Origin of the sequence: Streptomyces yatensis (genome assembly GCF_018069625.1) — a bacterium.
GTDB lineage: Bacteria > Actinomycetota > Actinomycetes > Streptomycetales > Streptomycetaceae > Streptomyces > Streptomyces yatensis.
Genome location: NZ_CP072941.1, coordinates 8,149,750 through 8,163,282, shown reverse-complemented (window position 1 = coordinate 8,163,282; position 13,533 = coordinate 8,149,750). Strand labels below are relative to the sequence as shown.

Annotated in this window: 9 protein-coding genes; 5 read left to right on the top strand and 4 right to left on the bottom strand. The window is 69.0% G+C overall.

The annotated features are described in order from the left end of the window. Positions 1 to 125 precede the first annotated feature (125 nt). Positions 126 to 1,034 (top strand): RecB family exonuclease, encoded by a 909-nt coding sequence (locus J8403_RS34095; protein ID WP_374212232.1) that lies wholly within the window; start codon positions 126 to 128, stop codon positions 1,032 to 1,034. A 158-nt stretch (positions 1,035 to 1,192) separates the two neighbouring features. Further along, a complete protein-coding gene (locus J8403_RS34090) occupies positions 1,193 to 1,864 on the top strand; it encodes a response regulator (RefSeq protein WP_009719179.1) in 672 nt (223 codons plus the stop codon). 78 nt (positions 1,865 to 1,942) lie between these two features. On the opposite strand, the gene J8403_RS34085 is transcribed toward J8403_RS34090, so the two are convergent. From J8403_RS34085 to metH, 4 genes are all read right to left on the bottom strand, one after another. Then, positions 1,943 to 3,535 carry an ABC transporter substrate-binding protein gene (locus J8403_RS34085; protein ID WP_211126507.1) on the bottom strand — a complete coding sequence of 531 codons (1,593 nt, stop codon included), beginning with the start codon at positions 3,533 to 3,535 and terminating at the stop codon, positions 1,943 to 1,945. Positions 3,536 to 3,586: 51 nt separating this feature from the next. Next, the gene (locus tag J8403_RS34080; RefSeq protein ID WP_211126506.1) at positions 3,587 to 5,185 is read right to left on the bottom strand and encodes an ABC transporter substrate-binding protein; all 1,599 of its coding nucleotides are present in this window, start codon (positions 5,183 to 5,185) and stop codon (positions 3,587 to 3,589) included. Positions 5,186 to 5,523: 338 nt separating this feature from the next. Beyond that, positions 5,524 to 6,225, bottom strand: coding sequence for an HAD family hydrolase (locus J8403_RS34075; RefSeq protein ID WP_211126505.1), 702 nt, complete (start codon positions 6,223 to 6,225; stop codon positions 5,524 to 5,526). Positions 6,226 to 6,374: 149 nt separating this feature from the next. Beyond that, a complete protein-coding gene (gene metH / locus J8403_RS34070; RefSeq protein WP_211126504.1) occupies positions 6,375 to 9,878 on the bottom strand; it encodes a methionine synthase in 3,504 nt (1,167 codons plus the stop codon). A gap of 236 nt (positions 9,879 to 10,114) precedes the next feature. On the opposite strand from metH, the gene J8403_RS34065 reads away from it, so the two are divergent. From J8403_RS34065 to glpK, 3 genes are all read left to right on the top strand, one after another. Beyond that, the gene (locus tag J8403_RS34065; RefSeq protein ID WP_211126503.1) at positions 10,115 to 10,879 is read left to right on the top strand and encodes an IclR family transcriptional regulator; all 765 of its coding nucleotides are present in this window, start codon (positions 10,115 to 10,117) and stop codon (positions 10,877 to 10,879) included. Between the two features lie 276 nt (positions 10,880 to 11,155). Further along, complete coding sequence (locus J8403_RS34060; protein ID WP_211126502.1) at positions 11,156 to 11,950, top strand: MIP/aquaporin family protein; 795 nt, start codon at positions 11,156 to 11,158, stop codon at positions 11,948 to 11,950. Positions 11,951 to 11,983: 33 nt separating this feature from the next. Beyond that, positions 11,984 to 13,531, top strand: a complete 1,548-nt coding sequence (gene glpK, locus J8403_RS34055; RefSeq protein ID WP_211126501.1) for a glycerol kinase GlpK — start codon at positions 11,984 to 11,986, stop codon at positions 13,529 to 13,531. Positions 13,532 to 13,533 lie beyond the last annotated feature (2 nt).

The window sequence follows — 13,533 nt, the reverse complement described above, 5'->3', positions numbered from 1 at the left end:
GTCCCCTCGTCGGATGCTCGGTCGCACCCCTCTTTTGATACGGTCCCCACGATCATGCAGTGCGAGGGGCTCGGACGTCGATGGTATGCGTCCGGCTGTCAGTGGCGGGTCGTAGGGTCTTCGCCATGGGAACCACCACGGGAACCACCACCGGGAAGGCCGAACCGTCGGACGGGCCGCCGAAGTCCGGTCCAGCCGCCTCGTTGTCACCGTCACGGGCGGCCGATTTCATGCGGTGCCCGCTGCTGTACCGCTTCCGAGTGATCGACAAATTGCCGGAGAAGCCCAGCGCGGCGGCCACCCGCGGCACGGTGGTCCACGCGGTGCTGGAGCGGCTCTTCGACGCCCCGGCCGCCGAGCGCACCTCGCCGCGGGCCCGGGCGATGGTGCCGGGCGAGTGGGATCGGCTGCTGGCGGCCAAGCCGGAGCTGGCGGAGCTGTTCCAGGAGGAGGACGGCGCCCCGGCGCCGGACCGGCTGGCCGAGTGGCTGACAGGGGCTCAGACGCTGGTGGACCAGTGGTTCTCGCTGGAGGATCCGACGCGTCTGGAGCCCGCGGAGCGGGAGCTGTTCGTGGAGACGGAGCTCGAGTCCGGGCTGCGGCTGCGCGGCATCATCGACCGGATCGACATCGCTCCCACGGGTGATGTGCGGATCGTGGACTACAAGACGGGCAAGGCCCCCGCCCCGCAGTACGCGGGCGAGGCCCTGTTCCAGATGAAGTTCTACGCGCTGGTGCTGTGGCGGCTGCGCGGGGTCATCCCGCGGCGGCTCCAGCTGGTCTATCTGGGCAGCGGCGATGTGCTGACGTACGACCCGGACGAGCGGGATCTGCGGGCGGTGGAGCGCAAGGTGCTGGCCCTGTGGGAGGCGATCCGGCTGGCCACGGAGACCGGTGCGTTCGTCCCCCGTCAGACGAGGCTGTGCGGCTGGTGCGACCACCAGGCCCACTGTCCGGAGTTCGGGGGTACGCCGCCGCCTTATCCGCTGGCGGTCGTGCCGCCTCAGAAGGAGGTGCCGCGTAGCGCCCCCTGAGGGTGGTGGTGGGTGACGGGCAAGAAGGAGGTGCCGCGTAGCGCCCCCTGAGGGTGGTGGTGGGTGACGGGCAAGAAGAAGGTGCCGCGTAGCGCCCCCTGAGGGTGGTGGTGGGTGACGGGCGGGCAGAATGGACGCGGTCTAGCGAAGGAGTTCCCGTGGCGATCCGCGTCCTACTGGTCGATGACCAACCGCTGCTGCGCACCGGCTTCCGGATGATCCTGGAGGCGGAGCAGGATCTGGCGGTCGTCGGCGAGGCGGGGGACGGTCTGCAGGCCCTCGACCAGGTGCGGGCGCTGCAGCCCGATGTGGTCCTGATGGACATCCGGATGCCGCGGATGGACGGCGTGGAGGCGACCCGCCAGATCACCGGTCCGGGGCGGGACGGCCCGGCCAAGGTGCTGGTGCTGACCACCTTCGACCTGGACGAGTACGTGGTGGAGGCGCTGCGCGCCGGGGCCAGCGGCTTTCTGCTGAAGGACGCGCCCGCCACCGAGCTGGTGCAGGCCATCCGCGTGGTGGCGGCGGGCGAGGCGATGCTGGCGCCCAGCATCACCCGCAGGCTGCTCGACAAGTACGCCGGGCATCTGCCGTCGGGCGAGGAGCCGGTGCCGGACACCCTGCACACCCTCACCGAGCGCGAGGTCGAGGTGCTGAAGCTGGTGGCCCGGGGGCTGTCCAACGCGGAGATCGCCGCGGATCTGTTCGTCAGCGAGACCACGGTCAAGACGCATGTGGGCCATGTGCTGACCAAGCTGGGGCTGCGCGACCGGGTGCAGGCCGCCGTCTACGCCTACGAGAGCGGCCTGGTCCGCCCCGGCGCACAGTAGCCACACACGGTACGGCGGGAGGCCCGGGGCGCGCGCCCCGGGCCTCCCGCCGTACCGCCGTAGAGCCGCGCGTCCCCGTCAGCTGTCGGACGACTTGCCGATCTCCCAGAAGCGGAAGACCGTCGAGGAGTCGAGGGTCCACTGCAGCCCGGAGATGTCGTCCTGGGCCACCGCGTACTGCTTGCCCTGCCACAGCGGGAGCATCGGCACCTCGTCGGCCACGATGTCCTGGATCCGCTGGAAGTCGCCGACCGTGGCCTCGCGGCTGGGCTGCTCGGCGGTGGCGGGGATGAGCTGCGCGGACAGCCGCGGCGAGGTGTAGTGGTTGGCCAGGACGTTGCCGGCGCCGAAGAACGGGGCGACGAAGTTGTCCGGGTCCGGGTAGTCGGGCACCCAGCCCTTCACATAGACGCCGTACTTCCCGCCGGCGACGCCCTTCTCGTACTCCGCGACGTCCGCGCTCTTCACATCGACGTCGAACAGCCCGCTGGCGTTGAGCTGCCGGGCGATCTGGCGCAGGCCCGGGACGGTGCCGGGGCCGTAGCGGATCGGAGTGCCCCACAGCGTCAGCTTGACCTTGCCGGTGATGCCCTCGTCCCGCAGCGCCTGCTTGGCCTTCTCGGGCTGCGGGCGGTCGCCGTACTTGTCGTAGAAGGCGGTGTTGTGGCCGGTGATCCCGGCCGGGACCACCGAGTACAGCGGTTCGGCGGTGCGCTTGTAGACGTCCCGCACCAGGGTGGAGCGGTCGATGAGGTACGCCATCGCCTTGCGCACGCCGAGCTTGCCCGCCACCGGGTCCTTCATGTTGAAGACCAGGTGCTGGACCTCGGCGCCGGTGCCCTCGACCACGTTCAGGCTCTTGCCGCCGCCGAGGCTCTGCGCCTGGAGGTCGGCGAGGTCGCGCATGGCCAGGCCGCGGTAGGCGAGGTCGACATCGCCCTTCTGCACGGCGGACTTCAGCCGCGCCTGCCCGCCGTGGAAGAACTTCAGGTTCAGCCCGGAGTTCTTCGGCCGGGCCGGCCCCCGGTAGCCGTCGTTGACGGAGAAGTCGGCCTCGTCCTTGGTGAAGGAGTCCAGCTTGTAGACGCCGGAGCCGACCGCCTTGTGGTCCGTGCGCAGCTTGTCGGCGGGGTATTCCCGGTGGTCGACGATGGACCCGGCGCCGGAGGCGATCTTCTGCGGGAAGGTCGCGTCGGAGCCCTTCAGATGGAAGACGACGGTCCGCTTGTCCGGGGTGCCGATGCTCCCGATGGAGGTGAGCATCAGCGCCGGGCCGTTGGCGTCATTGATCCGCTTGGTGCGCTCGAAGGAGAACTTCACGTCCTCTGAGGTGAGCGGATGGCCATTGGAGAACTTCAGGTCGTCCTTCAGGGTGCAGGAGTAGACCCGGCTGGCGTTGTCCTTGAAGGAGCACTTCTCCGCCGCCTCCGGCTGCGGTGTGGTGCTGCCCTTCGGGAAGCTCAGCAGGGACTGGAAGACGTTGTTGAACAGCAGCCAGGAGCCCGGGTCGTAGCCGGATGCCGGGTCGGTGGCGAGCACCTCGTCCGACATCCCCATGACCACGTGCTCGCCGCTGCCCGCGTCCCCGTCCTCACTGCCGCATCCGGTGAGCAGGGCGGCGGCCAGTCCAGCGCCGAGGGGAGCTGCCAGCCACTGATCACGTTTCCTCAACGGTCTTCCTCACACATTCGTCGTTTTGTGCCTGACCCCCGTGGGTCCCTCTCAGTTGTCCTTGCCGAGCTCCCACAGCTGCAGCATGGTCGAGGAGTCGAAGGCGTACTCGGCGCCGATGACGTTCTCGCGGGCGGCCACGTAGGTGTTGCCCTGCCACAGCGGAAGATAGGGCACGTCGCTGGCGACGGCGTTCTGGATCGACTGGAAGTCCTTGTCGGCGAGGCTGCGCTGGGCCTCCTGCCGGGTCTTGGGGATCAGCTCGTCCTGGATGGTGCTGTTGCGGTAGGGCGAGTTGAGGAAGTTGTCCGTGGTGAGGAACGGCGCGGTGTAGCTGTCGGGGTCCGGGAAGTCGGGCAGCCAGCCCATCCCGGAGGCGGAGAACTGGCGCTTGATGAGCGCGGGGCGGAAGTCCCGCCACGGGTAGCCCTTGATCGTGACGGAGAAGAGCCCGCTGGCGTTGAGCTGCTTCTTCAGCTCCTTGAACTCCCCGGCCGTCTCCGGACCGTAGTGGTCGGTGGTGTAGGTCAGCGTCAGCTTCACCGGGGTGTTGATACCGGCGTCGCGCAGCGCGCTCTTGGCGGCCGCGGGGTCCGGGTCGCCGTACTCGTTGTGGAACGAGTTGATGTGCGAGGAGATGCTGGTGGGGATCATCGAGTAGAGCGGCTCGGCGGTCCGCTTGTACACATCGCGCACCAGCGCCTGGCGGTCCACGAGATGGGCGATGGCCTGCCGGACCGCCTTGTTCTTGACCGCCGGGTCCGAGGTGTTGAAGACCAGATAGCGGATGCCCTGCCCGGAGGACTCGAAGAGCCGGACGCCCTTGATGTCGCCCTTGTTGAGCTTGTCGATCTGGTCGGGCGAGAAGCCGCGGTGGACCACGTCGAGGTCGCCCTTGACCAGCGCCTTCTCCATGGTCGCGGCGGAGTCGTAGAAACGCATCTCCGCCTTGTCGGCCTTCAGCTCGACATCGCCCTTGTACTTGCTGTTCTTGGTGAAGACGACCTTGACCAGCCGGTTGTCGCGCACCTCGGTCTTCGCGGTGTACGGGCCCGAGCCCGTCATCTCGAACCCGTTGCGCAGCGCGTCGGGCTTGTAGACCTCGCTGTCCAGGATCGCGGCGGCCGGGGTGGTGAGCTTGGACGGGAAGGTCGCGTCCGGCTGCGAGAGGTGGATGACGATCTCGCGGTCGCTGGGGGTTTCGATCTTGTCCACGTTGGACAGCAGCGACTTGGTGCCGTTGGGGTCGTCGATGCGCAGCACGCGCTCGAGGGAGAACTTGACGTCCTCGGAGGTCAGGTCGTGACCGTTGGAGAACTTCAGACCGCTGCGCAGCGTGCAGCGGTACTGCTCGCTCTGCCGGTCCTGGAAGCCGCACTTCTCGGCGGCGTCGGGTATCGGCTCGGTTCCCGAGCGGGGCAGTCTCATCAGCGTCTGGAAGGCGTTGTGCAGCACGCTCCAGGAGGCGAAGTCGTAGGCCAGGGCCGGGTCCAGCGGAGCGGGCGCCGCCTTCGACGCCTCGATGCGGTCCGTGCTGCCCAGGACGATCGCCTCACCGTCCGAGCCCGAGCCGTCGGTACCACCGCACGCGGCGAGCGTGGAGATCAGGAGGCCGGCCACAGCCGGCAGCACCAGCGACTTGCGCGTCATTGTCGGGAGTCTCCCTGCCATCGATCAACTACTCGCGACGAGATTAGTCCGCGGCGCCGACCATGCTCAGACACAACGAAGTTGAGGCGATATCACGCCCCGATAACGAGCGGCCATCGACCGATATCCGGACGCTGCCGCGATTCGTACGGCATACCACCAATCCGGACACATGGGTTCACCCAAATCGCACCAGACAGGACGCGCGACAGAGAACCGCCCCCTCCGCTCACCGCATGTGCAGTGATAAACATCACGTTCCCTTGTCGCCAACGGAACGCGAAAAGTGCGCCCGCGCTATTCAGTTTGCAATGTACAGAAATACGCTCGGTGCGCGATCAGTGCACTGCAGTGACCAGAGTACGCAAAAATGAGAGATCGACTTCTTCGAGCGAGCCGACGACCGTACGTCCCGCGGCGGGCTCGATCGGCACCACGGACGGCACCGCCACCACCCGGCACCCGGCCGCCTCGGCGGCCCGTACGCCCGTGTCGGTGTCCTCGATGACCACACACCGCCCCGGTTCGGCGGCCAGTCCGACCGCGGCGAACAGATACGGGTCCGGATGCGGCTTGGTCCGCTCCACCTCGTCGCCCGCGACCGTCAGGGTGAAGTGCTCCGGGCCGAGCGAGCGCAGGACCCGGTCCATCACCCGCCGGTGGGAGGCGGAGACCAGAGCGGTGGGGATGGACTGCGCGGCCAGCTCGGTGAGCAGCCTGCGGGCACCGGGCAGCATGGGCACACTGCCGTCGATCAGCTCGGTGAAGCGGCTGTTGAGCAGGCCGGTGAGCTCGGCGAGGGCGATCTCGGCGCCGGTGGCCTCGATCAGGAACTGGGCGCTGCGCGACATCGGGCCGCCGACGACGACGTGGCGGTACTCCTCGGCGAGCGCATGACCGAGTTCGGCGAAGATGGCGACCTCCGCGTCCCACCAGATGCCCTCGGTGTCGACCAGGGTGCCGTCCATGTCGAGCAGAACGGCTTGCAGGGCCGAGCCTTCGGCCGTACGGGTATCGACGGCGGGGATGCTGCTGGTCATCCAAACACCTCCGGACAAGGGGCACGAAGGCCGGCCCCCTTCCACGGACGGGAAGGCGACCGGCCTCTACCGGATCGACCAGTCTACGTCGCGTCGCGCCGACGCGCCTCGTGAGCACCGTAAGGCGGTCACGAACCGCTGCCGCGGGACTACCGCGCGTTGAAGTACTTGGCCTCCGGGTGGTGGATCACGATGGCGTCCGTGGACTGCTCGGGGTGGAGCTGGAACTCCTCCGAGAGCTTCACCCCGATCCGCTCGGGCCGCAGCAGATCGGCGATCTTCGCGCGGTCCTCCAGGTCGGGGCAGGCGCCGTAACCCAGCGAGAAGCGCGCGCCGCGGTACTTCAGCGCGAACATGTCCTCCATCTCGCTCGGGTCCTCACCGGCGAAGCCCAGCTCGCCACGGACCCGGGCGTGCCAGTACTCGGCCAGCGCCTCCGCCAGCTGGACGGACAGGCCGTGCAGCTCCAGATAGTCGCGGTAGGAGTCGGCGGCGAACAGCTCGGCGGTGGCCTCGCCGATCTTCGAGCCGACGGTCACCACCTGCAGCCCGACGACATCGGTCTCACCGGACTCCTCGGGCCGGAAGAAGTCGGCCAGACACAGCCGGCGGCCGCGGCGCTGGCGCGGGAAGGTGAAGCGGGTCCGCTCGCTGCCGTCCTCGTTCAGCAGGACCAGGTCGTCACCCTTGGAGACGCACGGGAAGTAGCCGTAGACGACGGCCGCCTCCAGCAGGTTCTCGGTGTGCAGCTTGTCGAGCCAGCCGCGCAGCCGCGGACGGCCCTCGGACTCCACCAGCTCCTGATAGGTCGGCCCGTCGCCGGTACGGGCCTCCTTGAGCCCCCACTGGCCCTTGAACAGCGCGCCCTCGTCCAGCCAGGACGCGTAGTCGGCCTGCTGGATGCCCTTGACCACGCGGGTGCCCCAGAAGGGCGGGGCGGGCAGGGGGTTGTCGGTGGCCACGTCGGACCGGGACGGGCCCTCCGGCTCCGGCTCGGTCACGGACACGTCCCGCTTGGGCACCCGACGCTGCTTGAGCTCGGGCAGGGTGGCGCCGGGCACGCCGCGCTTGACGGCGATCAGGGCGTCCATGAGGCGCAGGCCCTCGAAGGCGTCGCGGGCGTAGCGCACCTCGCCCTCGTAGATCTCGTGCAGATCCTGCTCGACGTAGGCGCGGGTGAGGGCGGCGCCGCCGAGGATGACGGGGTAGTCGGCGGCCAGCTTGCGCTGGTTGAGCTCCTCCAGGTTCTCCTTCATGATCACCGTGGACTTCACCAGCAGCCCGGACATGCCGATCACATCGGCGCGGTGCTCCTCGGCGGCCTCCAGGATCGCCGAGACCGGCTGCTTGATGCCGAGGTTGACCACGTTGTAGCCGTTGTTGGACAGGATGATGTCCACGAGGTTCTTACCGATGTCATGGACGTCGCCGCGGACGGTGGCGAGCACGATGGTGCCCTTGCCCTCGTCGTCGGACTTCTCCATGTGCGGCTCCAGATGCGCCACCGCGGTCTTCATGACCTCGGCGGACTGGAGTACGAACGGAAGCTGCATCTGGCCGGAGCCGAAGAGCTCGCCGACCACCTTCATGCCGTCCAGCAGCGTCTCGTTGACGATCTCGAGGGCGGGGCGCTCCTGGAGCGCCTCGTCGAGGTCGGCCTCCAGGCCGTTGCGCTCACCGTCGATGATGCGCCGCTTGAGGCGCTCGTCCAGGGGCAGCGCGGCCAGCTCCTCGGCCTTGCCGGCCTTGAGGGACTTGGCGGTGGCGCCCTCGAAGAGCCCCATCAGCTTCTGCAGCGGGTCATAGCCCTCGGCGCGGCGGTCGTAGATCAGGTCCAGGGCGGCCTTGACCTGCTCCTCCTCGAACCGCGCGATCGGCAGGATCTTGGAGGCGTGCACGATCGCCGAGTCCAGGCCCGCCTTGACGCATTCGTCGAGGAAGACGGAGTTGAGCACGATGCGGGCGGCCGGGTTGAGGCCGAAGGAGATGTTCGACAGGCCCAGGGTGGTCTGGACGTCCGGGTGGCGCCGCTTGAGCTCGCGGATCGCCTCGATGGTGGCGATGCCGTCCTTACGGGACTCCTCCTGACCGGTGCAGATGGTGAAGGTCAGGGTGTCGATGAGGATGTCCGACTCGTGGATGCCCCAGTTGCCGGTCAGGTCGTCGATCAGCCGCTCGGCGATCTCCACCTTCTTCTCCGGCGTGCGGGCCTGGCCCTCCTCGTCGATGGTCAGCGCGATCAGGGCGGCGCCGTGCTCCTGCGCGAGCCGGGTGACCTTGGCGAACCGCGACTCGGGGCCGTCCCCGTCCTCGTAGTTGACGGAGTTGATGACCGCGCGCCCGCCGAGCTTCTCCAGCCCGGCCCGGATGACGTCGACCTCGGTGGAGTCCAGGACGATGGGGAGGGTGGAGGCGGTGGCGAACCGCCCGGCCAGCTCCTCCATGTCCGCGACGCCGTCCCGGCCGACGTAGTCCACGCACAGGTCGAGCAGATGGGCGCCCTCGCGGATCTGCTCCCGGGCGATCTCCACACAGTCGTCCCAGCGGGCCTCCAGCATGGCCTCGCGGAACTTCTTGGAGCCGTTGGCGTTGGTGCGCTCGCCGATCGCCAGATACGAGGTGTCCTGGCGGAACGGCACGGTCTGGTAGAGCGAGGCGGCGCCGGGCTCGGGGCGCGGGGAGCGCTCGGTGGGGGTCAGATCCCGGACCCGCTCGACGACCTGGCGCAGATGCTCGGGCGTGGTGCCGCAGCAGCCGCCGACCAGGGAGAGCCCGTACTCGCGGACGAAGGTCTCCTGGGCGTCGGCCAGCTCGCCGGGGGTGAGGGGGTAGTGGGCGCCGTCCTTGCCCAGCACCGGGAGGCCGGCGTTGGGCATGCAGGACAGCGGGATGCGGGAGTGGCGGGCGAGATGGCGCAGATGCTCGCTCATCTCGGCGGGGCCGGTGGCGCAGTTGAGGCCGATCATGTCGATGCCGAGCGGCTCGAGGGCGGTGAGCGCCGCGCCGATCTCGGAGCCGAGCAGCATGGTGCCGGTGGTCTCGACGGTGACCGAGCAGATCAGGGGGAGGTTGGTACCGGTGGCGTCCAGGGCGCGGCGGGCGCCGAGGATCGCGGCCTTGGTCTGCAGCAGGTCCTGGGTGGTCTCCACCAGGAGGGCGTCCGCGCCACCGGCGATCATGCCTTCGGCATTGGCCTGGTAGGCGTCGCGGAGGGTGACGTAGGGCGCGTGGCCGAGGGTGGGCAGCTTGGTGCCGGGGCCCATGGAGCCCAGCACCCAGCGCTGGCGTCCGTCGGCGGCGAACTCGTCGGCGACCTCACGGGCGATCCGGGCGCCGGCCTCGGAGAGCTCATGGACGCGTTCGGGGATGTCGTACTCACCGAGCGCCGCGTGGTTGGCGCCGAAGGTGTTGGTCTCGACGCAGTCCACCCCGGCGGCGTAGTACTCCGCGTGGACCGAGCGGACGATGTCCGGGCGGGTGATGTTGAGGATCTCGTTGCAGCCCTCGAGCTGCTGGAAGTCGTCGAGACTGGGCTCCTGCGCCTGGAGCATCGTCCCCATCGCGCCGTCGGCGACCACCACGCGGGTGGCCAGTGCTTCGCGGAGCGCTTCGGCTCGGGCGGCGGATGTGGGCGATGGCGTATGCGAGGCCATGGATGTGCTCCCTGGAGTGCGACGGCTGTCGGCTTTGCGCCCTCCCTGGGGACGGCGCACCACGCCAGGGTAGCTGCCAGTGGTCATTTGACGATGGTCGTTCCATCAGCCGGGATGGGGCGCGGCCGGGCGGCCCTCGGCGGCCCTTGATCGTCGACAAATGGCCTTGCGGTACCGCGGGGTCGACATGGACCGATAGTGTTCAGCATTGTCGAACCGCAGTCAGGAGGTTGGCGATGGCCCGGAACATCCAGTCGTTGGAGCGCGCCGCCGCGATGCTACGCCTGCTCGCCGGTGGTGAGCGACGTCTGGGACTGTCCGACATCGCCTCCACTCTGGGGCTGGCCAAGGGCACCGCGCACGGCATACTGCGCACGCTGCAGCAGGAGGGCTTCGTCGAGCAGGACGAGGCATCCGGCCGCTATCAGCTCGGCGCGGAGCTGCTGCGCCTGGGCAACAGCTATCTGGACGTGCACGAGCTGCGCGCCCGCGCCCTGGTGTGGACGGACGACCTGGCCCGCTCCAGCGGCGAGAGCGTGTACCTGGGCGTGGTGCACCAGCAGGGTGTGCTGATCGTCCACCATGTCTTCCGGCCGGACGACAGCCGCCAGGTGCTGGAGGTCGGCGCGATGCATCCGCTGCACTCCTCGGCCCTGGGCAAGGTGCTCTCCGCGTACGACCCGGTCGCCCACAGCGAGGCGACCGAGGGCGACCGTAAGGCGTTCACGCCCCGCACGGTGACCGGGGAGCGGGAGTTCGAGGGCGTGCTGGACCTGATCCGGGCGCGCGGCTGGGCCTCCGACGTGGAGGAGACCTGGGAGGGCGTGGCGTCGGTCGCGGCGCCCATCCACGACCGGCGCCGGCTGCCGGTGGGCGCGGTCGGGATCACGGGCGCGGTCGAGCGGGTGTGCGAGGACGGGGAGCTGCGCTCGGAGCTCGTGGCCGCCGTACGGGACTGCGCCCGCGCCGTCTCCCGGGACCTGGGCGCGCTGCGTTTCTGAATCGTGGCAACCCGCGCGGATCTGCCCCCATATCCCGGCATGACCTGCTTCATCACGGTTTCACATACCCCCGATTTTTCCTTCACACGACCCTTGACGGGGTCTTCGCTGTGAAGAAAACTGCCGTTCATCGGTCGGCATTGTCGAACACCTGACGACAATATTCGCTATGGTGGACTCGCCGCGGGCCGACCAACGCCCTCCCACGAGGGCGCGGACCACCGGTGAGAACCCGGGGGTTCGCCTTCCCCTGGACGAAGGACAAAGGAGTCGCGGGTGTCCAGCTCCGACATCTTCATCGGCGAGACCATCGGTACCGCCGTACTCATTCTGCTCGGCTGCGGTGTCGTCGCCGGCGTGATCTTGAAGCGATCCAAGGCGTTCGAGGCGGGGTGGGTCGCCATCACCCTCGGGTGGGGCTTCGCCGTACTCACCGGCGCGTATATCTCGGCGCCTCTCTCGGGGGCCCATCTCAATCCGGCGGTGACGCTCGGCCTCGCCATCAAGGGCGGCATCGAGTGGAGCGATGTGCCGGTCTACTTCCTCGGGCAGATGCTCGGCGCGGTGATCGGCGCCGCGCTGGTGTGGCTCGCCTACCTCGGCCACTTCCACGCCCATCTCACCGACCGCGAGATCGTCGGCGGCCCGGGCGCCCAGGACACGGTGGCGGCGGACAAGCAGCAGGCCATCGACGCCGGCCCGGTGCTGGGCGTCTTCTCCACCGGCCCCGAGATCCGGAACGTCGCCCAGAACCTGGCCACCGAGATCATCGCCACGGCCGTGCTGGTGCTCGCCATCCTCACCCAGGGGCTCAACGGCGACGGCAAGGGCCTGGGCGTCATCGGCGTCATGATCACCGCGTTCGTGGTGGTCGGCATCGGCCTCTCGCTCGGCGGCCCGACCGGTTACGCCATCAACCCGGCGCGTGACCTCGGCCCCCGTATCGCCCACGCCCTCCTGCCGCTGCCCAACAAGGGCGGCTCGGACTGGGGCTATGCCTGGATCCCGGTCGTCGGCCCGCTCATCGGCGGCGCCATCGCCGGCGGGATCTACGAGATCGCCTTCGCCTAGCCCACCCCACGACCCGCAGGAGAGCAGCAGATCATGACCGACACCCACACCACGAGCGCCTCGTCCCACGGCCAGGGCCCGTTCATCGCGGCCATCGACCAGGGCACCACCTCCAGCCGCTGCATCGTCTTCGACCGCGACGGCCGCATCGTCTCGGTGGACCAGAAGGAACACGAGCAGATCTTCCCCAAGCCCGGCTGGGTGGAGCACAACGCCACCGAGATCTGGGAGAACGTCAAGGAGGTCGTCGCCGGCGCCATCAGCAAGGCCGGCATCACCGCCATCGACGTCAAGGCGATCGGCATCACCAACCAGCGCGAGACCACCCTGCTGTGGGACCGCAAGACCGGTGAGCCGGTGCACAACGCCATCGTCTGGCAGGACACCCGCACCGACGCCCTCTGCCGCGAGCTCGGCCGCAACGTCGGCCAGGACCGCTTCCGCCGCGAGACCGGCCTCCCGCTGGCCTCCTACTTCGCCGGTCCCAAGATCCGCTGGCTGCTCGACAACGTCGAGGGGCTGCGCGAGCGGGCCGAGGCGGGCGACATCCTCTTCGGCACCATGGACTCCTGGGTCATCTGGAACCTGACCGGCGGCGTCAACGGCGGTGTGCACGTCACCGACGTCACCAACGCCTCCCGCACCCTCCTGATGAACCTCCACACCCTCGACTGGGACGAGAAGATCCTCACGTCGATGGACATCCCGGCCACCGTGCTGCCGCGGATACGCTCCTCCGCCGAGGTCTACGGCCACACGGCCGAGGGCATCCTGGCGGGCGTGCCGGTCGCCTCGGCGCTCGGCGACCAGCAGGCGGCCCTCTTCGGCCAGACCTGCTACGCCGAGGGCGAGGCCAAGTCGACCTACGGCACCGGCACCTTCCTGCTGATGAACACCGGCGAGAAGCCGGTCAACTCCTACAACGGGCTGCTGACCACCGTCGGCTACCGGATCGGCGACGAGAAGCCGGTCTACGCCCTGGAGGGCTCCATCGCGGTCACCGGTTCGCTGGTGCAGTGGATGCGGGACCAGATGGGCCTGATCAACAGCGCCGCCGAGATCGAGACCCTCGCCAGCTCCGTGGAGGACAACGGCGGCGCGTACTTCGTGCCCGCCTTCTCGGGCCTGTTCGCCCCGTACTGGCGGGACGACGCGCGCGGTGTGATCGCGGGCCTGACCCGCTATGTCACCAAGGCGCACATCGCGCGTGCCGTGCTCGAGGCCACCGCCTGGCAGACCCGCGAGATCGTCGACGCGATGACCAAGGACTCCGGGGTCGAGCTCACCGCGCTCAAGGTCGACGGCGGCATGACCTCCAACAACCTTTTGATGCAGACCCTCTCGGACGCCCTGGACGCACCCGTGGTGCGCCCGATGGTCGCCGAGACCACCTGCCTCGGCGCGGCCTACGCCGCCGGTCTGGCCGTCGGCTTCTGGCCGGACACCGACGCCCTGCGCGCCAACTGGCGCCGGGCGGCCGAATGGACCCCCCGAATGGACGCGGACGTCCGCGACCGCGAGTACAAGAACTGGCTCAAGGCCGTGCAGCGGACCATGGGCTGGATCGAAGACGAGGAGTAATC